This is a genomic window from Agathobaculum sp. LCP25S3_E8, from assembly GCF_052117165.1.
In the GTDB taxonomy this organism is placed as follows: Bacteria; Bacillota; Clostridia; order Oscillospirales; family Butyricicoccaceae; genus Agathobaculum.
Map to the genome: position 1 here is coordinate 78,244 of NZ_JBQKJR010000007.1, position 21,531 is coordinate 99,774.

The 21,531-nt window shown below is 51.3% G+C and carries 23 protein-coding genes, 6 tRNA genes and 1 rRNA gene; 14 read left to right on the forward strand and 16 right to left on the reverse strand.

Annotation, left to right across the window (positions count from 1 at the left end; translation table 11 throughout):
* Positions 1 to 10: 10 nt before the first annotated feature.
* Both ACTQ34_RS04590 and ACTQ34_RS04595 read left to right on the forward strand, forming a co-directional pair.
* The gene (locus ACTQ34_RS04590; RefSeq protein WP_441362717.1) at positions 11 to 733 is read left to right on the forward strand and encodes a hypothetical protein; all 723 of its coding nucleotides are present in this window, start codon (positions 11 to 13) and stop codon (positions 731 to 733) included.
* Positions 730 to 1,380 (forward strand): WG repeat-containing protein, encoded by a 651-nt coding sequence (locus tag ACTQ34_RS04595; RefSeq protein ID WP_195279874.1) that lies wholly within the window; start codon positions 730 to 732, stop codon positions 1,378 to 1,380. Before ACTQ34_RS04590 ends, ACTQ34_RS04595 begins: the two co-directional genes overlap by 4 nt.
* Before the next feature lie 479 nt (positions 1,381 to 1,859).
* On the opposite strand, the gene ACTQ34_RS04600 is transcribed toward ACTQ34_RS04595, so the two are convergent.
* From ACTQ34_RS04600 to ACTQ34_RS04620, 5 genes are all read right to left on the reverse strand, one after another.
* Positions 1,860 to 2,216: a recombinase family protein gene (locus tag ACTQ34_RS04600; protein ID WP_441362718.1), complete on the reverse strand. Its 357-nt coding sequence runs from the start codon at positions 2,214 to 2,216 to the stop codon at positions 1,860 to 1,862.
* 85 nt (positions 2,217 to 2,301) lie between these two features.
* Positions 2,302 to 2,586, reverse strand: coding sequence for a hypothetical protein (locus ACTQ34_RS04605; protein ID WP_441362719.1), 285 nt, complete (start codon positions 2,584 to 2,586; stop codon positions 2,302 to 2,304).
* Between the two features lie 49 nt (positions 2,587 to 2,635).
* Positions 2,636 to 4,003, reverse strand: a complete 1,368-nt coding sequence (locus ACTQ34_RS04610) for a relaxase/mobilization nuclease domain-containing protein (RefSeq protein WP_441362720.1) — start codon at positions 4,001 to 4,003, stop codon at positions 2,636 to 2,638.
* A 3-nt stretch (positions 4,004 to 4,006) separates the two neighbouring features.
* Entirely contained in the window at positions 4,007 to 4,318 is a 312-nt protein-coding gene (locus ACTQ34_RS04615) for a plasmid mobilization protein (RefSeq protein WP_441362721.1), read from the reverse strand.
* A gap of 201 nt (positions 4,319 to 4,519) precedes the next feature.
* Positions 4,520 to 5,596: an AAA family ATPase gene (locus ACTQ34_RS04620; protein WP_441362722.1), complete on the reverse strand. Its 1,077-nt coding sequence runs from the start codon at positions 5,594 to 5,596 to the stop codon at positions 4,520 to 4,522.
* A gap of 122 nt (positions 5,597 to 5,718) precedes the next feature.
* On the opposite strand from ACTQ34_RS04620, the gene ACTQ34_RS04625 reads away from it, so the two are divergent.
* Positions 5,719 to 8,748, forward strand: coding sequence for an RNA dependent RNA polymerase (locus tag ACTQ34_RS04625; RefSeq protein WP_441362723.1), 3,030 nt, complete (start codon positions 5,719 to 5,721; stop codon positions 8,746 to 8,748).
* Positions 8,738 to 9,616: a hypothetical protein gene (locus ACTQ34_RS04630; protein WP_441362724.1), complete on the forward strand. Its 879-nt coding sequence runs from the start codon at positions 8,738 to 8,740 to the stop codon at positions 9,614 to 9,616. The genes ACTQ34_RS04625 and ACTQ34_RS04630 overlap by 11 nt, the downstream gene beginning before the upstream one ends.
* 107 nt (positions 9,617 to 9,723) lie before the next feature.
* On the opposite strand, the gene ACTQ34_RS04635 is transcribed toward ACTQ34_RS04630, so the two are convergent.
* Genes ACTQ34_RS04635 through istA form a run of 3 tightly spaced genes read right to left on the reverse strand, consistent with a single transcriptional unit; the run spans position 9,724 to position 12,334 of the window.
* Complete coding sequence (locus tag ACTQ34_RS04635; RefSeq protein WP_441362725.1) at positions 9,724 to 9,936, reverse strand: hypothetical protein; 213 nt, start codon at positions 9,934 to 9,936, stop codon at positions 9,724 to 9,726.
* Between the two features lie 35 nt (positions 9,937 to 9,971).
* Positions 9,972 to 10,718, reverse strand: a complete 747-nt coding sequence (locus ACTQ34_RS04640) for an ATP-binding protein (protein ID WP_441362726.1) — start codon at positions 10,716 to 10,718, stop codon at positions 9,972 to 9,974.
* Positions 10,718 to 12,334, reverse strand: coding sequence for an IS21 family transposase (istA, locus tag ACTQ34_RS04645; RefSeq protein WP_441362727.1), 1,617 nt, complete (start codon positions 12,332 to 12,334; stop codon positions 10,718 to 10,720). The genes ACTQ34_RS04640 and istA overlap by 1 nt, the downstream gene beginning before the upstream one ends.
* Before the next feature lie 198 nt (positions 12,335 to 12,532).
* Here istA and ACTQ34_RS04650 point away from each other — a divergent pair, with 198 nt between their 5' ends.
* The 7 genes from ACTQ34_RS04650 (at position 12,533) to ACTQ34_RS04680 (ending at position 17,624) form a co-directional block, all read left to right on the forward strand.
* Positions 12,533 to 13,099 carry a hypothetical protein gene (locus ACTQ34_RS04650; RefSeq protein ID WP_441362728.1) on the forward strand — a complete coding sequence of 189 codons (567 nt, stop codon included), beginning with the start codon at positions 12,533 to 12,535 and terminating at the stop codon, positions 13,097 to 13,099.
* Positions 13,100 to 13,184: 85 nt separating this feature from the next.
* Positions 13,185 to 13,751, forward strand: coding sequence for a hypothetical protein (locus ACTQ34_RS04655; RefSeq protein WP_441362729.1), 567 nt, complete (start codon positions 13,185 to 13,187; stop codon positions 13,749 to 13,751).
* A gap of 159 nt (positions 13,752 to 13,910) precedes the next feature.
* Entirely contained in the window at positions 13,911 to 15,014 is a 1,104-nt protein-coding gene (locus ACTQ34_RS04660) for a hypothetical protein (protein WP_441362730.1), read from the forward strand.
* Positions 15,015 to 15,124: 110 nt separating this feature from the next.
* Positions 15,125 to 15,691 (forward strand): hypothetical protein, encoded by a 567-nt coding sequence (locus tag ACTQ34_RS04665; RefSeq protein WP_441362731.1) that lies wholly within the window; start codon positions 15,125 to 15,127, stop codon positions 15,689 to 15,691.
* Between the two features lie 30 nt (positions 15,692 to 15,721).
* Positions 15,722 to 16,180: a hypothetical protein gene (locus ACTQ34_RS04670; RefSeq protein ID WP_441362732.1), complete on the forward strand. Its 459-nt coding sequence runs from the start codon at positions 15,722 to 15,724 to the stop codon at positions 16,178 to 16,180.
* 45 nt (positions 16,181 to 16,225) lie between these two features.
* A complete protein-coding gene (locus tag ACTQ34_RS04675; protein ID WP_441362733.1) occupies positions 16,226 to 16,858 on the forward strand; it encodes a hypothetical protein in 633 nt (210 codons plus the stop codon).
* A gap of 85 nt (positions 16,859 to 16,943) precedes the next feature.
* A complete protein-coding gene (locus ACTQ34_RS04680; RefSeq protein WP_441362734.1) occupies positions 16,944 to 17,624 on the forward strand; it encodes a hypothetical protein in 681 nt (226 codons plus the stop codon).
* A 26-nt stretch (positions 17,625 to 17,650) separates the two neighbouring features.
* Here ACTQ34_RS04680 and ACTQ34_RS04685 read toward each other — a convergent pair whose 3' ends face one another.
* Complete coding sequence (locus tag ACTQ34_RS04685; protein ID WP_441362735.1) at positions 17,651 to 17,950, reverse strand: DUF6809 family protein; 300 nt, start codon at positions 17,948 to 17,950, stop codon at positions 17,651 to 17,653.
* Positions 17,951 to 18,272: 322 nt separating this feature from the next.
* On the opposite strand from ACTQ34_RS04685, the gene cysK reads away from it, so the two are divergent.
* From cysK to ACTQ34_RS04700, 3 genes are all read left to right on the forward strand, one after another.
* Positions 18,273 to 19,205, forward strand: a complete 933-nt coding sequence (gene cysK, locus ACTQ34_RS04690; RefSeq protein ID WP_441362736.1) for a cysteine synthase A — start codon at positions 18,273 to 18,275, stop codon at positions 19,203 to 19,205.
* A 139-nt stretch (positions 19,206 to 19,344) separates the two neighbouring features.
* A complete protein-coding gene (locus ACTQ34_RS04695) occupies positions 19,345 to 19,941 on the forward strand; it encodes a hypothetical protein (RefSeq protein WP_441362737.1) in 597 nt (198 codons plus the stop codon).
* Positions 19,942 to 20,107: 166 nt separating this feature from the next.
* Positions 20,108 to 20,419: a GRAM domain-containing protein gene (locus ACTQ34_RS04700; protein WP_441362738.1), complete on the forward strand. Its 312-nt coding sequence runs from the start codon at positions 20,108 to 20,110 to the stop codon at positions 20,417 to 20,419.
* Between the two features lie 134 nt (positions 20,420 to 20,553).
* Here the strand turns inward: ACTQ34_RS04700 and ACTQ34_RS04705 are convergent.
* From ACTQ34_RS04705 to ACTQ34_RS04735, 7 genes are all read right to left on the reverse strand, one after another.
* A tRNA-Thr gene (locus ACTQ34_RS04705) sits at positions 20,554 to 20,629 on the reverse strand.
* 33 nt (positions 20,630 to 20,662) lie between these two features.
* Positions 20,663 to 20,739 (reverse strand) — tRNA-Asp (locus ACTQ34_RS04710).
* Between the two features lie 12 nt (positions 20,740 to 20,751).
* Positions 20,752 to 20,828: transfer RNA gene (locus ACTQ34_RS04715), tRNA-Ile, on the reverse strand.
* Between the two features lie 62 nt (positions 20,829 to 20,890).
* Positions 20,891 to 20,966: transfer RNA gene (locus ACTQ34_RS04720), tRNA-Asn, on the reverse strand.
* Between the two features lie 30 nt (positions 20,967 to 20,996).
* A 5S ribosomal RNA gene (gene rrf / locus ACTQ34_RS04725) occupies positions 20,997 to 21,113 on the reverse strand.
* 74 nt (positions 21,114 to 21,187) lie between these two features.
* A tRNA-Glu gene (locus tag ACTQ34_RS04730) sits at positions 21,188 to 21,262 on the reverse strand.
* A gap of 76 nt (positions 21,263 to 21,338) precedes the next feature.
* Positions 21,339 to 21,414: transfer RNA gene (locus ACTQ34_RS04735), tRNA-Lys, on the reverse strand.
* Positions 21,415 to 21,531 lie beyond the last annotated feature (117 nt).

Sequence of the window (21,531 nt, forward strand, 5' to 3'; positions counted from 1 at the left end):
GAGGATTAGAATGGAACGTGCAGATAAATATATAAACGATATTGAATTGCTATTTCAAGAATGGAAAAATAAAGCACCATCTGATGATATTAACCACAGTCCAAATGTGTTCATTCGAGATGGTATTGTATGCCCGGAGCAGTGGTTTTCCCAAAAAGTGCGGCCCCTATATCTGCTCAAAGAAGCATATCACGGAACAAGTGACTGGGATTTAATAAAGGAGCACCTTCTAACCGAAGCAAAAATGGGAAAGCACATTACATGGAAAAGGGTATCTCAATGGACGCAAGGACTACTACATACATCAGCCACCGATTTATGCCCGTTTAGAGATGAAGTGGCTATGCACTATTTTGGAAATGAGCAGCTCCGCCAGATTGCCGTTGTCAATGTGAAGAAAAGTGACGGAGCGAAAGACTCCGAGAAAGACAATATTTTGCAATATGCAGAGTATGATCGCACAGAATTGCGCCGTGAAATCGAATTGATTGACCCAACTATTATTGTGTGCGGATATACCATAACATCTCTCAATGTCATTATGGGATATAACATTAAAGATAGACAAAACTCTAACCTTTACTATTTCACACGGCTGAATGGTCACGATGTCATTGTGCTGGACTATTATCATCCGTCAAATCGTTATCCAGATATAATGAATTATTACGGGCTGATAGGAAGTTATCAGCAAGCACTTATATGTCAAAGCAAAGGAGTGTGTTCAAAGTGACTTGTATTGAAGCTGCTATTCAAGTTCCATGTGAATTGGATTATGATGAGGTCTGGCACAGCGAAAACGGACTGATTAAAGTTTCAAAGGATGGAATGTGGGGCTTTATAAGCGAAAATGGAACGATTGCAATTCCTATTGAATATGATACAGTATCTCTGTCCAATAATGGCCTGATATGCGTTGAGAAAAACGGACTGTATGGACTTCTTGATATAAAAGGAAATGTTCTTATCCCCTGCATTTATGAAGAAGAATTTCATTTTCGCTCAAAGAATTTATGGGGTAAAAAAGACGGAAAATACTGCTTGCTGAATATGACCGGAACGCATATCACCGAAGATTGGTTTGATGAAATATGGTGCGGCTATGACGATTTATGTGCTGTGAGGGTCTCCGGAAAATGGGGCGTTGTTTCCGAAATAACAGGTGAACTCCTTGTCGATATAAGCTATCAACAAGCCTATCCGATTTATGGTAAGCTGATAAGAATAAAGCTAAAAGGAAGATGGGGATTGTTACACCACAGTGGATATGAGATTTTACCACCTATTTACTCCGATATGAAGGAAAGCGATACTGGGGTGATTTGCGTTAAAAAAGACGGCAAGTGGGGGATTGTAAAACTATCCATGATGGAGAAATGAGATAATATCATGCGTGGGCGATAGCAAAGCCGGTCGAGCCGGTCAACGGTTAAAATGAACGGCGCATTTCATGCGCCGCCGTTGACAGCCCCGCCCGTCCTTGCTGATGGGTAATCAAGGCGGGAAAGCCACAAAATGGCTTCCCGCCCATTTCCATTTTTACGGGAGTGCGGCCACAAACGGGAGCGCAGGACGAGGGACGGGGGCTTCCATATACCTGCCGCCGCTTTCTGAAAACAGCCTGATTTTTTGCTTATCGCCATTCGCAAAATCTCCGCCTGTTTTCCTGCCGGAGCAAACGGGGCGCAAAAAGCACCGCCCCCCGTTTCCCCCGTCAGCCGCGCCGACAGGTATAACACACTACACTTTGCAAGCAAAGTCGTGTGCCAAGGGGCAAGCCCCTTTGGAAACCCCGGACAACAAAACAGGCTGAATATCCCGCACTTTCCCGGTGCCTGATATTCAGCCTTTATTTGTTGTCAGCAGCCCGTTTCACGGTCTGCCTTTTGTGTCCTTGTCCATAATGTTTCCGTGTACTGTCCCACCTGAAGGTATTCTCGTCCCAGGCGGCTGAGATCCTTGACGATGATGGTCTCCACCTCGTCCCGTTCTACCATTTCTATGATTTTCTTCCAAGCCGGACGGTCAAAGTTTGTACCGGAGTAGCCATCGTCCGCCAGGAACAGTGTGTTTTCAAATCCATGATCCGCCGCGTACTGCTCCAGGAAGAGTTTCTGATTGTGGATGGAATTGGACTCTTTCTGCCGGTCATCCCTCTGCCGCTCATCCTCCTGACTGAGTCTTCCGTATAAGATGTTGTATTTTTGGCTTGCCATATCTCTGTAACCTCCTTTTACTGGGGCAAGCCGGTATGGGGTACGGACAGTATACCCCACCGGCCTGCACAAGTCCACGGAAACCTTACGCGCTGTGGGCTTCCTTCTTTAGGTCTGTGTCAATGAGCGAGAGCAGCTTGTCTGTGGGGGTCGCTGTGGCATCCATCGGGAACACAGAGGTCACATGAAAGACCTTCCCTCCAATAAGCATCTCCCTTTGATTGATATTGTGATCGCCCTGGTACTGGTAGCAGGTGTCACGAAAACTGGTCAGCACCTCTCCGCTTTCTGTTTCCTGCAGCAGTGCTCTGCCTGGATCGTATCCGCCCAGCATGCCGGTGTCACGGTATTTCTCGTATTCTCTTCTCATAGAACTCCTTTCCTCCAGACATAATCCAGATAACAAAAATAGCAGACCGTCACATAGTCTGCTGCCAAGTCTGTTCTTCTTCGTGATCGTCCTCGGCGTGGCCTTGGGCGATTTTCTTTTGTCGTTCTTTCCGGAGGGCCTTGCTGTCGGTGTGGTGGTGCGTAGTGGTAGCGTCCATCACAGGAGCAGGCCCCTGGCCGCGCTCCAGAGCGTGTCCAAGCTGGACCACACCACCCACAGCACCAGCCCAGTCAGCGCCAGGGCCACCAGTCCCAACAGCAAACTGGTCCATGGAATGTACGACAGACTCGGTCTGGGCAGCCTGATGCTGGGCGGAGAAAAACGCTTCTCTTTCTGTTTCCCAGCCTGTTCGCTCATCTGCTCCAGATGCTTCACCGCTTTCAGCAGCTCCTCCATCTGCGTCCGCGTCGGGAGCTGCGCCAGCAGTTCGCTGACTTTCTTCAGATAGCCAGTCTGTCTCTCGGTGTGGTACCCCAGTGTGTAGAGGCTGCTCAGCAGTTCCTCCCATTCCGCTCTTGTGGGATGCACTCCGGGAGGCGGTGTCAGTTCCTGCGCCGGAGGCTGCGGCGTGGTCTGTACCATCTGCGCAGGTCGGTTCTTCTCCAACAGCTCGTCCATAGATAACTTCTTCTCTGATCCTGAATTCATATTCCATATTCTCCTTTAGGTATTTGTCCCCGAACAGCAGACGGTCGCGGCACTGCCAGCCGCTGGGTGTGGTGTAGGTGATATTCCGCCGGGACGCTTCCCAGCGCACCTTGTAGCCCTCGCTCTCCATCAGCGCAATAAACTCCGCACGATTAGAGGCGTGGCGCATACAGTCGTTGATGATATTCATGAGCTGCAGTTTTTTGCTCTGGCCACGGGCGGCCGTATGATACTCGCCAACCATCATAGTTTTCGTTTTCTGCTTCCTATCCTTGGGCTGGAACACAGGGAGAGAAAACTCCATACATACCTGATCGTTGCGCTGCCGCAATTCCTGGAGCTGCTCCTTTGCGATGTGCAGTTTCTTTCCCGTATCGAAGTTGACGGAGTTGATGAGGAAGTGGGAATGGATGTGTTCCCGGTCTGTATGGGTGCAGACCAAGACTTCATATCCCTCATAGTACTCAGCCAGCTTCAGTGCCGCTGCATGGGCGGTGAGCGGATCGACTGCTTCGCCTTTCGGAAAGCTCTGCACCATGTGGTAGAACAGCACGCCGTCGGTTTTGTGATGCAGCCGCTTGGTGGTCATGAAGTCCGCATAGACAGATTCCGGCTGGCAGTTGATGCCTGTGACCAACTGTTGACCGTCACACTCGGTTTTCTTGTTCTGCATGGTGTACCGCATCACGGCTCCCATGCATCCGGTGCTCTGACCACACTTGTAGTTAGTGAAGCTGATGATCGCCATTTTTCACCACCGCTTTCGTTCCAGGATCAGCCGGACAGCAGCGCAGAGTTCAGAGAACGCCTGGCGTACACCGTCCAGGTTGATCACCGTGGCGCGTCCCATGTGCGCCAGGGTGACAAGCTGATTCAGATTTCTGCCGATGGACTTCAGCTCCTTGAGCACTTCTTTTAGTCCATCGACGACCACAACCTGCTTTCCCAGACAGCAGGCTGTCACATAATCGCTCATGGACATCCCGGAGCGTTTTGCTAATTCCTTGATGTCCTCCCGGTCTTTGGATGCCATCCGGGTACTGAACTTGATATCTTTTTTCATGTCGTTTCCTCCAAATCACAGATAAAGTGGGTCCGGGCTTCTGCCCGGAAATTATGCGGAAGGCGGGCGGCGGCTTTGCCGGTGACCAGACAAACGCGATGCTGGCCACCTCCAAGGAGGTGATTCTCCCGCGCCGAACACCCGCGCTCCTCCTTCGGCCACAAGCGGCCCAACACGGCGTTTCTTTTGCTTTGCGGGAGTTTACTCGCCGCACCTGGAAACCGCTCGCAAATCACCGCACAGCGCCTCGACAGGGTCGATAGGGACGATTTCTCCGGCACCCTCCAAATCGACACTATCGGCACGGCGCAGCTCAATCACTCGCTTTCCGTTGCTTCGGCGGATCACTGCAGCAATTCCGTTCTTCCTTAGGGCCTCAACGCTTTGCAGGATCATCCTTGAAATCTTTTTGGGCGTTACCCCTTCAGACTTATCAGGGTCGATCTTTTCGGAGAGTTCCGTGGGAGTGCCGATAAATATTGTTCTTGTGCTCATAAATGCAGAGAGGAGAACGACGATCCGATCCTCACGCAGCACGGGTTCTTCTCTGCTGTCCGAAACCAACTCCCACACATTTTCCTCGCTGCGTCGAAGCTCCAGCTCCCGGTATTCGATGTCCCGGCCCACGCAGGTCAGTCTGGCTCTGCCGCTGCCCCGCTTTTCTTCCACCAGTGTGAAGCTGGAATCCACTGCGCCGCTGATGGCAGTGGTCCCGGAGATCCGGTGGAACACATCTTCCGCCTTTTCTTTCCGCAGATGATGGATGAGCAGGATGGCAATGCCGTGCTTGTCCGCCAGCCGCTTAAGCACAGACAGATCCCGGTAGTCATTGGCGTAGGTGGCGTCGTGGATCGGACGAACCATCTGCAGGGTGTCAATGATGACCAGCACGGTGTCGGGGTGTGCGGCGACAAATGCGTCCACCTGTTCCTCCAACCCTTGGCCGATGAGGGCGCACTCCGTGCAGAAGTGGACGCTGTCTGGTGCGTCCTCAGTGATTTCAAAGAGTCGATTCTGGATGCGGAGGACGGAATCCTCCAGACAGAGGTACAGTGTGGTGCCCTGCTTGGTGGTCATGTTCCAGACCGGTTCTCCCTTGGCAACTGTCACCGCCAGCCATAGAGCAAGCCAGGACTTGCCCACTTTCGGGGAGCCTGCCAGGATGTGCAGGCCCTGAGAGATCAGGGTGTCCACCACAAAATTGGGCGGCTCCAGCGGACGGTCCATCAGGGTTCTGCCGTCTACTGTGATCAGGGGATGGTTCATTTTGTTGTTCATGTTTGGTACCTCCATTTCAAGAATTTGAATACAAAAAACTCCCACCTCAAAAGAAGTGGGAGTAGTATTCATTTTGATTTTGAAATGGTTTGTGGTAGAATAGAGCAAACGGAGGTGAGCCAATGGCGACCTATCAGATCTACGAACTCTCTGCCCGGGCGGTGATGAGTTATGCCGCGGAGCAAGACGGCGTTTACACCTTTACCCTGAACCGCAGCGCCACCGAACACTGCAAGGTACCGGGTGCCAGGCACGAGCAGGACAGCTGCGCCATGTTCCACCAGCTGATGTACCAACTCCACGGGAAGGGCTGGCGGGAGCGTGGTGAGGAGAAAGTCACAGCGCTTTCCGATGTGCTGTTCTATATGGACTTCGCCGGGATCTTTGACCGACGTGGAACCGGAAGGACGCAGCAGGCCCGCCGGGAGAAGGCCAGAGACATGTTCCGTCCCAAGGGAATCACTCTGGACTTCGGCAGCGGCCCACACCGCTATGTGGCTTTTGAGCGCTCAGCCAGTATGAGCCGTCAATCTCGTCTCTCCTTTATCCGGGCAGATCTGTATGAGCCCATGCGCCATCGTATCATGCTGAACATGGAACTGGATCGCTGCCAGCTCAGTAAACTCTACGCCTACAACGGTCTCATGTTCTCCAGCGGAACCCGGGTGGACGGCATCCGCATTGACAAACCTCACCGGGTCATCGTCATAGACAATCCATCTAAGAGAGTGGAGCGAGCCCCTGTCATCACCCTGCGGGAAGGCAGAGAGCCGGGAACCTTTTACCGGACAGATACACTGGAAGATCTGGACATCACCTGCTTTGACGGCGTGGGCCTCATCTCCAAAGAGTACGCCCAGGTGGTGGACAAGGCCTGTAGCGGCAGCCACACCCACACCTCCTTCCAGATCCGTATGCCCTACATCAAGGGGATGCTCCATCAGGTGGATTTCAAGGACTTCTTGAAGAGAAGCGGCACCCAGACTATCGTGGACATCTTTGGCAAGGCACACCCCGTCCGCAGTGTAGACATTATCCTCACCCGCAGTCAGTTCAAGGCATACGGATGGCTGCGGGAGAACGGTATGACCTGGGAGGACTACTGGGACGCCTTTCGGGACTACAACCACGCCCTGTACATCACCAATCTGAGCAAGACGGAGCCGGAGGAGCTGGTGGAACTAAACTACCAATTCCTCTCCACCCTCTTCATTCAGCCAGAGGAGTTCCGCCCCGCCGATCTACCGGAAGGCTGGGACCACAGTCCGCAGGATGATCCTCGCCAGTGGCTGACCAAGGCCACTGAGACAACCTATTTCAACTTTCGAGCCAACGAACGCTACCGTCTGGCGTATTTCCATCAGGGACTAAGCCAACCCAGAGGAAGCCGGGCGAACATCATGGCCCGGGTGCTGGAGAAGAACCCGAAGTTTATTCGGGAATCTATCTATGCGGAACAGCTGGACGGACAGGCCCGGAAGATTCTCCGAGGTTACGCCGTTGGGCGACTTCTGGTGCCAGGGGACAACCGTTTCCTCTCAGGTGACCTGCTGGAACTGCTGCGGCAGCTGATCGCGCCCCGTGTGTTCCAATTGCCCGGTGAGCGGGACTTCTGCAATCAGGTGATGGGAGCCTTCTTTGCGGAGGACAGCTTCTTTGCACCCGGTGCGGCCTATGACCATGAGGACAGCTGCACCCTTCTCCGCAATCCCCACATCGCCCGGAACGAGGAATTACAGCTGTCGGTGTATCCGGGGGGAGATGCACTGCGCCAGCACTACCTGGGCCACCTCACCGATGTGGTTATGGTGTCTGCTGACAGTCTGGCGGCGGAGCGGCTGGGCGGAGCGGACTACGACGGCGACCTCATCAAGACCATCGCCGATCCCATTCTGAACCGCTGCGTCAAGCGGAACTATGACTACGATGTCCACCAGCAGCTCTCCAACAACGCCAATCTGCCTCTGCTGAAGATCCCCGCCCTCTCCGCACCCAAGTCCGACGCCAACGACTGGCAGGCTCGTTTCCAGACGGTGGAGAACACCTTTGCCGCCCGCATCGGACAGATCTGCAACGCCGCCCTGGACCGCAGCGTCATCGCCTACAACGACCACGCCGACCCGGAGGAGCGCAAGCGGTGCCGCTGTGACTTGGAAGCCCTGGCCATCTACAGCGGGTTGGAAATTGACGCGGCCAAGACCGGTGTGCGTCCTAACTTGGATGAATTTCTGGGCGGACGAAAGGTGAAACGCACTCCCTTCCTGCAGTACAAATATCTGTTGGAGCGTGCGGAGGAGCGCCGCCGCGCCTGGTACGAGCCCACCCACCGAGAGCGACTGGAGACCTTCTTTGCTGGGATCGACTGGGACACGGTGGACTCCCCGGTGGAGCGATTGCCCTGGCTGGCCCGCCAGCTGGAGCGCAACACACCCAAGATTCAGGAGAAACCAGCGAAGGATAGCGAACTATTCACCTTCGCCCAGGAACGAAGTTGGAAGAAACAGCTGAATGAGAACATTCTTTCTTCTGTCTCTGCCTTGCTGTGGGACTACGAGCACTGCCTCTCCCGCATTCGGGCCTGCCGCGCCCCCGCCAAGGGACAGCAGCGGAAAACGGACATTGACCGTATTCTCTATGCCAGAGGACAAGAGGAACTCTACGACAGCGACGAGCTGTACGCCTTCTTCCAGCAGCTTTCCACGGAGCGTATCACCGCTCTGCGAAAGGAAATCGTAGAACAGCAGTGGCACCTGATGACAGAAAAACAGAGAGAAACATTTCTGCGGGAGCATCTGCCGGAGGCGGCGTACTACTACGATCTGCTGACCGACTTCCGCCACGGCGGATTCCGCATGTTGGGGGATCTGGTCTGCGACATCGATGATCTGGAGTCTGCCCGGGAGCGGAAGCAGCTCCGCCGCCCGGCAGATTCCCCGGCCTTCCAGAAGATGATGGAGACCTATCTGGCTGCCCCTTTCAGCGGCAATGAGCGGGCCGTGGTGTCCAAGGTCTGCCGCAAGCTGTTGAATAAGATTATCCGTCCCAGCCTGGCGGCACCCTATGTGGTGGCCATTGGCAAGCGGAACCTGCTGTGGGATCTGCTGCCGGACCACATCGAGGAACATGTTCTGGAGGTGGACCATGCTGAATGAGTGGAAGGAGTTTCAGGACTACACCGGTGTGGTAAACTACACTGCCCGGAACAAGCAGGACACCACCTACCTGGGCCGTTTTACCTTCGACACCATCCTGGATTTCGAGGGACTCAACCGGGTATTGACCATCCTGGCAAGAGGGTTTCTGTTTCATAACGAGAATGGCAGCCCCGCCGAAGCACCCCGGGAACGCATCGACTATGCCAAGCGGGGCTTATGCGCCTGGTGCAGTGTGCCGGACAGCAAAAAAGCCACGCCCCGGGAGGCGTGGCAGTTTGGCAGTGATTTTGGGAAACTCCATAGGGATTTTCCCGGCCTTGTGGAGGAAAACGGCAGCGGATGGTTTCACCGCCATGTACATCGAGTGGTGGATTTCGTGCGGGAAAATCCCGAGCAGGTATCCAGCAGCGCCCAGAAGAAGTGTGCTGCCATTGAGAAAGGCTTTGACCATACCTGGCAGGACAAGGTGATCCAGATGCAGATTCCCCTGTTCGCCCCCACCACCAAGGGGCAGTGGGGCCTGCGGTTTGACAGTTTTCTGGCCCAGGCGCTGGAACTTGGGCCGCTTCGCAGCGAAGATCCGGAACTTTCGCCTGCGCTGGTGGAGCGACTTCGCAGCCTCACGCCCAAGGGCGTTCCTGTGGAGGTGGTTGAGACGCTGGTGGCCTACTATCTTGCCAACAAGCCGCAGGACTCCGACTGGGTAGTGCTGCCGGTGGCCAACTTTGACGCGTACTTTGGCACCACCAGCTTTGGGCGGAAGTATCTCAAACAGATCCCAGAGGCCATCATGGAACGCTCGGAGACCGGCTTTGGACTTTGCCGATATCGGTTGGACCCAGGATTGAATGGCAAACAAATATAAATGAAGATGATCCATACATTTCATTTTTCTTTTCTCAAGATAAATGGATCCATTGGCATCCTATCCAAAAGAATGTGGCAAGATATTAAACCATTTATTCCGGGTGGTTACGCACCGTTTCGAAGTCTTTCACACATTTCTTTCATCATGCCGGGAGAACAATCTAAATTTTCCTCGCCAGATGGTCGATAAAATAATAAAGGATATTTGTTCCAGCAGCTTGGTATTTTGACCGTTTCCTGACGGTTTCCCGCAATATGGATTTTATGGTTTAACACAGAATGCATTCTGCGGCGCTCGGCGGCCACCGGTGCGGTCACCAGCGGCCACCTTGCGGCGCAGCGGCCACCCGTAATTAGGTGGTCATTTTAGGTTTAATCACCACGGTGTAGTGCTTTGTGGCACGCTTCAGGATGGCGTTAGCGGAGACCTCGTCATTGAGAATCATGGAGCTCCAGCTGGCCGGTTCCCGCTGTGAACAGATAATGGTGCTCAGGCTAATTTCGCATCGCTTTTCCAACATCTCAAAAAGGATTTTTACCTCACGCTCATCAGTAATTGTGTGCAGCAGGAAGTCATCCAAGATGAGTAGGGCTGCACCACAGGTTTTCTTCAGCCGCTTCTGGTACTTGGAGTAGTCTGCGGCCTTGAGTGCCACCAGCTCCTCCAGAAGGGTCTCACAGTGGTGGTACTCTACCTTGTAGTTGTTGCAGGCAACAATGCCAATAGCCTTTGCCAGATAGGACTTGCCACTGTCAGACGGACCCAGGATACACACATTAAGGCCAGAGTCAATGAAGTCCAGCGTAGACAGCGTTTCGGTAATCCCCCGGGGCAGGTACTCACGCTCGACTGAATCAACGCAATTGGAAAGCTCCTGCGGACACCCACGCAGATGTGCGCTGCGCAAACGGCTCAGGATGCGTTTGTTCATCTTCTTCTGGTATTCCGGCTCCACAAGATTTGCTATTGCCATCAATGGATCCAGCTCCAGGAAATTCGGAGATCGGTACATATCATCCAGTGTGGCAGACATCCCGGGCAGACCCATTTCGTTCAGTTCAGCCAGAAGGGTGTTAAAAAGAGCTTTTCCGGTGAGCATTATTTATCACCGCCTTTCCCCTTGCTCTGGGCCAGGCTTTTGCTGCGTGAGAGAAGTCTGTTAATGTCCATGGATTCCGCGTCCATAACGAAAGCGCCTTTGTTGCGTTCTTCGTTAGCAGCGGTGTTGTAGCCAGAGGTCCCCAAATCTTCCGCAACCACCGGGATCGTGTTTTTAATGAACGTGTAATTTACCTTTCCCAGCTCCAAAGCCTGGCGGCAGGTCTCTTCCAGCGCCTGTTTGCTGTATTTCCTGGTAAAGTTCAGGACTCCCTGGCACATTCGGTAGGTCTGCACCTCCAGTTTGCGGCTGGAAAGGATGCGCTTAATAACCTCTCCGGTGTTGGGGCCAATGGTCATAGCTTTTCGGGTGAAGTATGTACCGTTCCATTCCGACATTTCCCTGTAGCTTGCCGGAAGATGGTTCGGATCCGTAGACCACTGGCTCTTTGCAGTGGCTCTGGGCCATTCACAGATAAAGATCCCCTCTTTGGAGAAAATCTTCACGGTAGAGGCAGAAGCCCGGATAAGCACCTCTTTATGCAGATATGCCCGGTCCACACTGTAATAGGCGTTGTCGAAGCGAACATGGTAATCCGAGGACACCTTGGCTGTCCGGCGCTCCATGTATTCATACGGAACAGGAGGCAGCGGCATAAGTTCCCGGCGCTCCTCATCCCAGTAGTAGCGCCGACTGTGCGGCTTCTTGGTAAACGGTGCATTGTTGAGCTTGTCCAGATGCTTCCAAAGGTCACGATTGAATTGTTCCAGGCTGAAATAGTCCATTTCCTCCATGTCATGGAAGAGGCCCTTTTCCAAGATACCAACGGCATTCTCTACAGAACTCTTGTACTTAGGCTTCCTGACCCTGGCCGGAAGAATGACCGTATGGTTGTGCTCGGCCCATTCCGCATAATCCTTGTTCAGTTCCGGGGCGATCCAGTCCCGGTTGGCAATGACAGCCTGCTTGCAGTTATCGCAGACGACCAGCGCTGGTACACCACCAAAATACGCCAGAGCATTGTTGTTTACAGCGATCCACTGTGGTTCCTTGGTGGAGAGCATTCCTTCTGCGTAAATGTACTGGGAATAAGGAAGAACAGCTACGAAGACAACGATCTCCAAAACCTCACCGGTGAGCGGATCTACCATCTGAAAGGTCTTGCCGGCGAAATCCACTTCCATCTTCTGGCCAATGACGGCGTTGAAATGCAGCGTCTCCTTATTTTCCTCGCACCATTTGGTATAGTTTTCACAGAACTGCCGATACGAGTAAAACTTCAGCCCACAATCCCGGCAATTCTTGGCGTACCGGTTCCAGAGAACCACAAGGGTCATGTTCTTCCGAGACGACATATCCTTGGCAACTGCCTCATAGTCCGGCAATTCATAGGTAAGATCACGTCCGCTTACCGTGGTGTGCGAACCGTAAACTGCTGAAGCAATGCCGTAGTTGGTGATGCCTTCCGGCAGAGGATAGCTGAGCGTTTTGCACTCTTTGAATGCATTCAGAAAGCTGTTGACACCAGTTTTGCTGACCGAGAGTGTCCTGGCAATCTCTCGACCACTCATGCCGAGAGCGTAATGCTTGATAATGATGTCTTTATAGTCCAACATACATTACCCTCCATAAAATGTAGATTTCCGCTGTTGCGGATACCATCATTATGGAGAATTTCCGGACTACTTCAATTAGCTGTCTATATTGGGGTGGCCGTTAGGCCGCACAGCGGCCGCTGTGCTCCGCAACCGTGGCCGCTGGCCACCGCCGTATGCACACAGAATCTATTTTATTGATGTTGGGAGGGAGTATCCATGCAAATTGGCGGCTTGGGAGCCAGCAATACGGCCAAGTTGGGCGGTGCGTCGAATATTCAAACATCGGCAAAAAAGGCCGTTAAGAACGCGATCACAGATGGCTTTGTAAAGCAGATTCAAACACTGGCCCGAGAGGATGCGGAAAAAGGCATCTATATGGACAAGGAATTTAGTCAACTTCGGCGTGCTCGAATGGAGCAGTACGTCTCTCCTGATCGTGCTGGCCCAATGGCCAAAATAAATTCTGTTATGAAAACATTGGAAAAAGAACAGGAGCGGATCAAGGTCTATTTGGAGCGTCTTTTCGGCGACTATTCTGCCAAAATCAAAGGTGATTCGACATTTCGGACAGCCGAAGTCTATTCACCAGAGGGAGAACTGATTGCAAGCTATAGCAGCTTTTATGGCCAATGGACTATGCATCAGACGAAAGCGGAATTCAATTTTATTACCGAGACGGATATGATTTATTTGCAGGCATTTCGAGAAGCTCGTGCGGAGATGAATGCTGCTGTCCAAGGACAAGCTCCTGCTGACACAGCTACCCTGAATATCCGTGCATAACTGCAAAAGATAAGCAATTTCCGCTGGCATGGATGGCCAGAGCTGGCAGCGGCCACAAAACCATTAAGGTAAGGAGGTTCCTTCTATGGCGATGAATGGCATTGGCGGCAGTCACCCTTTCAGTCTCCAAAAGCAGGCTCTTCCAATCGGAGAAAAGCGTAAAGTGGAGCTGACGGCCACGTCCCTCTTTCCCGAAGAGGAGGTCCGGGAAATGGAAGAGAGCCGGGCACGTTATCGGAAGTATGAGGAGATCATCCGCAAGATGCATACAGGCAGGCGACTGACTACGGCGGAAATGCGCTTTCTGCGCCAGCATTACCCGGAAGCTGCGGCCAAGGCGGAGCGGATCCAGCGGGAGATTGAAATAGTCGAGGAGCAACTCCGCACCTGTGACACCCAGGAGGAGGCCGAGCAGGTGTACGAGCAAGTGCGGACGCAGGCGCTCACCCGGTTTGCCCAAAAAGATTCCTCCGGGCTTGCCGTGCTGGCCGCCGTCCAGCGGATGCAGCCCGCCTGCAAAGCTGGGCAGAGGCCGGAGGGCACAGAGCAGGAGGCGTGCGACGGGGCGACGTCCCTCCCCTGGCAGCCGGAGCAGGCATTGGATATCAGCATTTTAGAGAAACATCAGCGGGGCGTTGATGTAAAGGCGTAAAGATAGAAGAATACGATAATTTAATATCCCCTGCAGATACTCATATCGTAAAGTAACACAAGAATTTGACAGACAATCGCTCACTATCCCGTCAATATTTCATGTGTTTATTCTATAGCTTTCCGATACTTGCACAAGAATAACAAGGTGGAGTAGAAAATGAATGTTTTTTCCGCCGGAAAAAGCCCGGCATGGATTTATGATAGGATTAATTCCAAGGATGTGTTGAAAACCGAGGGTATGGTAAAACGTACTTCTGCCGATCAGATACAGATGGATCGGTTCGTACGATATGAGGATACCAAAGGCTCAATCCAAGAGGAAAAACTTCTTACAGGCACAAGTGCGCCTGTTCTGGAAGGTAATCGAGCTGTCAGGGATTCTGTTTTGACTGAAATGGAGCGCTGTGCTAATCAGTTTTTTGACGGAAGTCTGTCGGAGGATGATCTACAGGCAGAGTACGAATGCCTGTTAGGTGATTATCTGAACCAGGTTTGCGAGTCAGGCGCATCTGCTGAAAGCCAAAAGGTAGCGGCGGACAAGTTCTACAATACCTTTCGGCAGAAGTTGTTGAACGTAGCGGTTCAGCGCAACAATGCAGAGGGTGAGCAGTATATTACGGGCGAAATGAATTCGCAGCGAAGCTGGAAGTATTATAACTCTGATTACTATTATGCCAGCGAAAAAGCGATTGCTGCAATTACAGATGGGGCAGAAAGCGCAGCACAAGAACGAGGATTTTCTTTTGAGGTTCCAGACTATAAGGCCGAGGGATTGAATTTGTACTATAATTTCAATTCGGCTTGGAGCAATAATTTTGATACTTCCCAGCAGTATATCACTGATTATGACGCTGTTCCCCCGGAAAATTTTGAATGGTTTTTTGAGCAGGGCGGTAACAGAAACCATGGTGTTTTGACAATGGACTCTTTAACCATCCGAAATCCTGATGGTACTGAAGAGGTCATTAAGTACAAAACAGATGAATTTGACCCAACCGACCCAACGAAAGGCACAACATGGGTACGCTATAAAGATGCAGATGGGAAAGAGGCTTTCATCAGTAAAGATTTTCGGTTTAATGGTAGCAGGGATGATTTATTCACAGTTTCTGATTTGCTCAAATTTACTACACAAGATTCAGAGCAGGCAGATAAGCTAAATGATTTTTTGAACACACTACAACTGTATTCTAATGGATACTTTCAGCGACATAGCACAGATTCGATGTACGGGCGTAGAGGGGTAGACTTTAAGGTATAATGGTCCCCAAGCTGGATGGTTGGACGAACGCTGATTTCGAATACTCGAAAAATTACGATCCCTGGACGGAAAGTGTACCGCATTCCAAATGATGTTGGGAGGGAGTATCCATGCAAATTGGTGGTTTAGGAACCAACAATACCGCTACGCTGGGTGGAACTTCGCAAATCCAAAAAACAGCAAAAAAGACTGTTGAAAATGCGATCACAGATGGCTTTGTAAAGCAGATTCAAACACTGGCCCGAGAGGATGCGGAAAAGGGCATCTACATGGATACAGAATTTCTGCAGATGCGGCGTGCTCGTATGGAGCAGTATGTGTCACCGGATCGCGCTGGCCCAATGTCTCAGGTCAACTCCATAATGCGGGATCTTGCTAAGGAGCAGGAACGAGTAAAGGTATTTCTGGAGCGTTTAATGGGGAATTGTTCAGCCAAAGTCCAGAGTGATTCTATTGGTCAAACATCCGAGATTTACTCTCCAGATGGAGAGGTCATTGCAAGCTATAACAGCTTTGGCGGCGGATGGACAAAAATACAGACCAAGGCAGAATTAGCATTCAAAGGCGAGACAACCATGATATATTACCATGCCTATAAAGAAGCTCGTGCAGAAATGAAGGCTGCTGCCCAGGGGCAGTCACCTGCCGACGCAGCTACCGTGGATATTCGGGCATGACAGCAAATTTTTAGGAAAGGGTGTAACACAATGACGATCACAGATATTGCCCGTATGATGATGACCTCAGATCAGTATCAGCGTGGAGTCAAACAGCCGAAATATCCAAACGGCGCTGCGGTAGCGCACCCTGATACGCCGGATGACGGGATGGATATTACCGGGATGACTGCGGCAGACTTTCATACCATCCCTGTATCCAAGGAGATCGAACAGAAGGTGCGAGACAGAGTATTTGAGAATATGAAGTACCGCTATGGCATGACTGGGACAGGCAATGAATATGGAGAAATGGTGCATAGCTATCTAATGTCCATCCCTTCCAAAGACCGGAGGGATGCGGCCTACACAATAGACCAGATCCACTTTGATGAAGTGGACAAAATCAATGCCTTTGTCAAATCCCGTGTTCCCGGCTGGCAGCCGGGGCAGGCATTCGATACCAGCATTTTGGAGGAATACCAGCGGGGAATTGATGTAAAGGCGTAACGGTTTTGTCTTGAACAGCGTACTGTTTGTGAAGGAGATGTTTGTGTGAATGTGACAGGAGGAGCTGAGGCGATTTATTTGCCCTGCATTTGGCTGAATCCCACGACCCAAAAAGCGGAGATTGGTACTTATAACTACACGGCTCTCATGGAAAAATTTCAAAAACAGGTCGAGCAAGCACAAGGGAATCCACCTGAGTTGGGCAATCAAACGCTGTCGGAGGCGGAAATCCAAGCGCTTGCGGAAAAGTATGATCCGCAAAACATGTCACAAACGGAGTATGACGAATTCATCCGATACTTGGAGAAAAAAGGCGTCCTGAGCCGATTGGAAACCAGTGACTTGGGAATGTCCCGTATCACGATTGTGCCGGGGTATTTTGAGCCTGCCTACATCTGGACCTCATCTTCCAGTATGGGATCCAGTGTCCGTTCCCTGCGTGATGTGAGTGGAAACGCACTTCAGTTTGCGCAGATCATGTCCCAGTGGGCAGTGCCTGACAGCAGTTTGCAAATCAGGCAAGGCACCTATTCCAAAGTGCTGGAGATCCTAAACCAAATGAATGCGGTGAGAGGGACCACAGGGAGCGGGGCAACTACATCGCCTTTGATGATGGATTTAAGCAGTATTCAACTGACCATTGACCGCGTCAAGAACGAGCGAATCCAGACCGTATAATGGCCCTGATTGCTGGCAGAACAGACAGTTAAGTTATTACACAGGTTACGATATCGCTTAGTTTGTGAAAGGATAGAGGATTTCTATGGTTTGTGGAGTCCAATACGCTGAAAAGGCTGTAACCAATCATGCCAAAAGGGCAAGGGCATCCAGCGTTCCCACCGTCAGCTGGGCGGATGTTATGGCTGGTACCGTTCCAAGCGCCAGCTTTGTAGTGTGCAGCAGTTCGGAGGATCGAACTGCCATGCAGGCGTATTTCTCCAATGTTTTTTCGAGCGCTCCTGCGCTTTCCTCCGAGAACAATCAGCCCATGCCTGACCTTTCCACTGTATTGACAGATGAGGAATGGGAGAGCCTTAACCAGAAGTATGATCCGTCCAACATGACACAGCAGGAATATACTGCGCTTCTGAATGAATTGCACGACGCAGGTCTGCTCAACGATGAGAAGTTGGAACTGCTCTCCGTTTGCGAGGATAGACATTCCTCTTGCACAAATATAGGCGGCATCCATCTTTCGCCGGTATCCCCGGAGCTGCTGAGTGGCCATTGCATTGCATCGCTGACCAACAACACCGATTTTCCTGGGGGACAGCCTGTTGGCTTTTCCTCCAGTAAGGCGTATTGCGATGTGCTTGCAATATCTGCGTGGGAGGCAGCATTTCGCTATTATGATCAGGAACGCTCGGAATGGCTTCCGACCCGTAAGGCGCAGGCGTTCCAGCGGCTTGACGCCATCCTACAAGAGATGGTGTCGCACAGGTGAGATGTGCGGAATGCATCCTGTTACAATCATACAGAACAGGCATCTGCCTCAGCTTCTTCAGCTGACGATGGCTGCCTGTTTTGTTTATAGTAATTCAATTCGTTTGCCATTTTTAAAGCCAGGTGAAATCCACAGAGGAAACTGTCCATAGAGCGTTCCTCTGCCATTAGATTCTGGGTATCCATGATCCGCAGCACCAGTTTTCTCTCTGGTTTTTCCAATCGCTCGATGAGCTGCTTGTGACAATCTTCAATTTCCTGCTCAGCCTCCGTCATGGGCAGTGGCGTGTAAAATCTGTTGTAGAGCTGTTTCAGTATGTCATTCATGTGTCCTACCTCCTCGTAGCAAGACACCATACCACAGGTCATCTGAAAAAGCCACTATAATATTTGAGCTTCTGTAATCTGCAAAAGAGGATATCGGGAAAGGGAGCACAGAATATAAAATTAGGGCATGTGGTGCTCCACATGCCCTAATTTTCCCCATACACGGCATTAAGCCCCATAGGTTCACATTGTGTACCTATGGGGCTTAACCCGTCACATGGGCGTTTTTTTAATTTCCTCTTGACAAATCCGTTTTTTCCCTGTATGCTTAATTCATATAAAACACCTATGAATTAAGGGAATATGAAAGGTGGCACACCACATGTCAGATATCAAGCATAGCTTTGCCGATTTAATCGGCAACACCCCGCTGTACGCGGCAGATAAATTTGCAGAAAAATCCGGCGCGCAGGCGCAAATTCTTGCCAAGCTCGAATACTTCAATCCGGCAGGCTCGGTCAAGGACCGCGTTGCCAACGCAATGATTACCAAGGCCGAGGAGAGCGGCGCGCTCAAGCCGGGCGCGACCATCATTGAGCCGACCAGTGGCAACACCGGCATCGGCCTTGCGGCGGTTGCCGCGGCCAAGGGCTATCGCATCATCCTCACCATGCCTGAGACCATGAGTGTCGAGCGCCGCAATATGCTCAAGGCATACGGTGCGGAACTGGTGCTCACTGACGGCACCAAGGGCATGTCCGGCGCGATTGCAAAGGCTGACGAACTGGCGGCAGAAATTGAGAACAGCTTTATTCCGGGACAGTTTGTCAATCCCGCCAATCCCGCAGCACACTATGCAACAACAGGTCCTGAGCTCTGGTCCCAGACCGACGGCAAAATCGACATTTTTGTTGCAGGTGTTGGCACAGGCGGCACGATTACCGGTGTTGGCTCCTACCTGAAAGAGCAGAACCCCAATATCAAGGTCATTGCCGTGGAGCCGGACGAATCCCCTGTGCTGTCTACCGGCAAGGGCGGTCCGCACAAGATTCAGGGCATTGGCGCCGGTTTCGTACCGGAGGTTCTCAATACCGGCGTATTCGACGAAGTTATCCGCGTAAAGGGCGAAGATGCCTTTTCTACCGCACGCACTTTCACACACAGTGAAGGTCTGTTTATCGGTATTTCCTCCGGTGCAGCGCTTCATGCTGCTGTTGCGCTGTCTCAGCGTCCGGAAAACAAGGGCAAAACCATTGTGGCACTGCTGCCCGATACTGGCGACCGCTATCTATCCACTCCGCTCGTCAGCGACTAAATCAATCTTTTGGAAAGCCTGTCTCACGACAGGCTTTTCTGTTTTGGACAGATGTCAGTCAGAAATGTCGTCATGACATCGCATTGACGGAAATGCAAATTTTTAGTATCCTATTATTGGAACAAAGGAGGCAAGAGAAATGCGAAAAGAAATAGGGGCTGTGTTGATGGTAATGTTATTGCTGGCTGGCTGCAGCAGTGGCAAAGCCGAACAGAAGAACGATGTGGACAATTCTTCAGAAAGCGCTTCGGTGAACCAGCAGGAGAACAGTCAGGCCAATACAGCAAAACCCGAGCAGGAAACTGCCATTCCGGGCAGCTATACTGTGCCGGACGGATGGGTGAAATCTGATGAACATTCTTCGGCAAATATGGTTTTCTATGTAGAAGAAGGGCACGAGGAGGATGAATTGCCTGATAATATTTCCATCAGCGTCGGTGCAAATCGATACAGCGCAGAAGAACACACAAAGTTCAAAGATGCCATCATGAAGCAGCTTCAGATGCAATTAAACGGTACGGATGCCCAGCTGGAAGGGAGCGGCAGCAATACAGAACAGGGTGACGTCGTTTACACCTTCACCATCGATGATGGTGCCGCTGTAACAAAGCAATATTACATTGTAAAGGATTACGAATTTTGCTTAGTGCAGCTTACCAATTTCACTGGTTCTGACAGTGCATATCAGGCTGCCCAAACCATAGTGGACAGTTTTGTATGGGATGCTGAAGAGTGAGATAACTGCACGGTGCTGCACCGTTTCACCTTATCCAGAAAACTGCTGTTCCCTGGCAAATGCTTATCTTCCTTTCTGGAAATCCTGTGATGCATTTAGTGTTATATTTCAGTAAAACAAATCAATACAATACAAAATAGACTAGATGAAACCGAGAGATAGAAAAATGGCAAAATGGAACTTACACGAAAATGAACAGATACTGGAAGAAGCATCCGCATCTTATGTGACCAAGCGTATGGGGGTTCTACCCAAGCCCAATCCTGGTAAGCTGCATATTACCAACCATCGCGTCATATTTACCGATGCTCTGACTCTCTTCTTTGAATATCCGCTGGCTCAGATAAGCTCGTTCTCTGTAGGAATGGCCAACACCATCACGTTGATGACGACGGATGGCAAGACCCACAAAATCACAGGCATGTTCAATAAAAAACTCAGTCGAGCTTTGGAGCAGGCTGGACTAAACAAAGCGTAACATCACTACAAAACCTCGGAAACTTTGGTTTTCGAGGTTTTATATAACAGCAAATCAGATTTAAACTAGTCACCTTATTCTCACCAAAGCAAAAAGTAAAAAACCGCCCTTTTCAAAAGAAAAAAGCGGTTTTGTGGAGCTGCTGACCGGATTTGAACCGGTGACCTCATCCTTACCAAGGATGCACTCTACCTACTGAGCTACAGCAGCAAAAACAAACGGCGAACAATGTCGCCGTTGTATTGGCGACCCGGATGGGACTTGAACCCACGGCCTCCAGCGTGACAGGCTGGCGCTCTAACCAACTGAGCTACCGGGCCGAATATGAAATTTGGTGGGCCTTCGGGGACTCGAACCCGGGACCGACCGGTTATGAGCCGGTTGCTCTAACCAACTGAGCTAAAGGCCCATATCAAGGGATTGACAGTACTTTGCCGCCACGATATATAGTGGCGGCAAAGCCTTATCTAATGGCTCCTCAAGTTGGACTCGAACCAACGACCCTGCGGTTAACAGCCGCATGCTCTACCAACTGAGCTATTGAGGAATATCGAGCGAACCGAAGTGATTCGCTTGATGTGCGCGTCGAGTTATCTTCCCGGGCCGTCGCCAGCCAAGTATTGTCACCGTAAACGAGCTTAACTACTGTGTTCGGAATGGGAACAGGTGTACCCTCGTCACCATTGACACGCACTATATGAGAAACGCTTTTGCGCTTACTCGCTTTATTAACATACCATACCGCATACCATCTTGTCAAGGAAAAGATGGTGACCCGTGGGGGAATCGAACCCCCGTTTGCGGCGTGAGAGGCCGCCGTCTTAACCGCTTGACCAACGGGCCATTACAGCCGGCTTCCCGGTATGCCTGGCACCACTGCGGGACTGCACTTTCCGTCCAATCCCACAGCGCACCATTCTGGTACACCATCACGGGCTCGAACCGTGGACCCACTGATTAAGAGTCAGTTGCTCTACCAACTGAGCTAATGGTGCTTCTTTGAAGATTTACACCTTCAAAACTGAACAATAACTACCGGCAAGCTAAGAGTATGTTCTGAGATTGCCTCTAATTTTTTAGGTCAAGCCCTCGGCCTATTAGTATCAGTCCGC

What these genes read in the sequence shown, in the direction of transcription:
- ACTQ34_RS04590 (WP_441362717.1), top strand. Translation starts at nt 11, where the DNA reads ATGGAACGTGCAGATAAATATATAAACGATATTGAATTGCTATTTCAA.
- ACTQ34_RS04600 (WP_441362718.1), bottom strand. Translation starts at nt 2,216, where the DNA reads ATGGCAAGCCAAAAATACAACATCTTATACGGAAGACTCAGTCAGGAG.
- ACTQ34_RS04605 (WP_441362719.1), bottom strand. Translation starts at nt 2,586, where the DNA reads ATGAGAAGAGAATACGAGAAATACCGTGACACCGGCATGCTGGGCGGA.
- ACTQ34_RS04610 (WP_441362720.1), bottom strand. Translation starts at nt 4,003, where the DNA reads ATGGCGATCATCAGCTTCACTAACTACAAGTGTGGTCAGAGCACCGGA.
- ACTQ34_RS04615 (WP_441362721.1), bottom strand. Translation starts at nt 4,318, where the DNA reads ATGAAAAAAGATATCAAGTTCAGTACCCGGATGGCATCCAAAGACCGG.
- ACTQ34_RS04620 (WP_441362722.1), bottom strand. Translation starts at nt 5,596, where the DNA reads ATGAACAACAAAATGAACCATCCCCTGATCACAGTAGACGGCAGAACC.
- ACTQ34_RS04625 (WP_441362723.1), top strand. Translation starts at nt 5,719, where the DNA reads ATGGCGACCTATCAGATCTACGAACTCTCTGCCCGGGCGGTGATGAGT.
- ACTQ34_RS04630 (WP_441362724.1), top strand. Translation starts at nt 8,738, where the DNA reads ATGCTGAATGAGTGGAAGGAGTTTCAGGACTACACCGGTGTGGTAAAC.
- ACTQ34_RS04640 (WP_441362726.1), bottom strand. Translation starts at nt 10,718, where the DNA reads ATGCTCACCGGAAAAGCTCTTTTTAACACCCTTCTGGCTGAACTGAAC.
- istA (WP_441362727.1), bottom strand. Translation starts at nt 12,334, where the DNA reads ATGTTGGACTATAAAGACATCATTATCAAGCATTACGCTCTCGGCATG.
- ACTQ34_RS04650 (WP_441362728.1), top strand. Translation starts at nt 12,533, where the DNA reads ATGCAAATTGGCGGCTTGGGAGCCAGCAATACGGCCAAGTTGGGCGGT.
- ACTQ34_RS04655 (WP_441362729.1), top strand. Translation starts at nt 13,185, where the DNA reads ATGGCGATGAATGGCATTGGCGGCAGTCACCCTTTCAGTCTCCAAAAG.
- ACTQ34_RS04660 (WP_441362730.1), top strand. Translation starts at nt 13,911, where the DNA reads ATGAATGTTTTTTCCGCCGGAAAAAGCCCGGCATGGATTTATGATAGG.
- ACTQ34_RS04665 (WP_441362731.1), top strand. Translation starts at nt 15,125, where the DNA reads ATGCAAATTGGTGGTTTAGGAACCAACAATACCGCTACGCTGGGTGGA.
- ACTQ34_RS04670 (WP_441362732.1), top strand. Translation starts at nt 15,722, where the DNA reads ATGACGATCACAGATATTGCCCGTATGATGATGACCTCAGATCAGTAT.
- ACTQ34_RS04680 (WP_441362734.1), top strand. Translation starts at nt 16,944, where the DNA reads ATGGTTTGTGGAGTCCAATACGCTGAAAAGGCTGTAACCAATCATGCC.
- ACTQ34_RS04685 (WP_441362735.1), bottom strand. Translation starts at nt 17,950, where the DNA reads ATGAATGACATACTGAAACAGCTCTACAACAGATTTTACACGCCACTG.
- cysK (WP_441362736.1), top strand. Translation starts at nt 18,273, where the DNA reads ATGTCAGATATCAAGCATAGCTTTGCCGATTTAATCGGCAACACCCCG.
- ACTQ34_RS04695 (WP_441362737.1), top strand. Translation starts at nt 19,345, where the DNA reads ATGCGAAAAGAAATAGGGGCTGTGTTGATGGTAATGTTATTGCTGGCT.
- ACTQ34_RS04700 (WP_441362738.1), top strand. Translation starts at nt 20,108, where the DNA reads ATGGCAAAATGGAACTTACACGAAAATGAACAGATACTGGAAGAAGCA.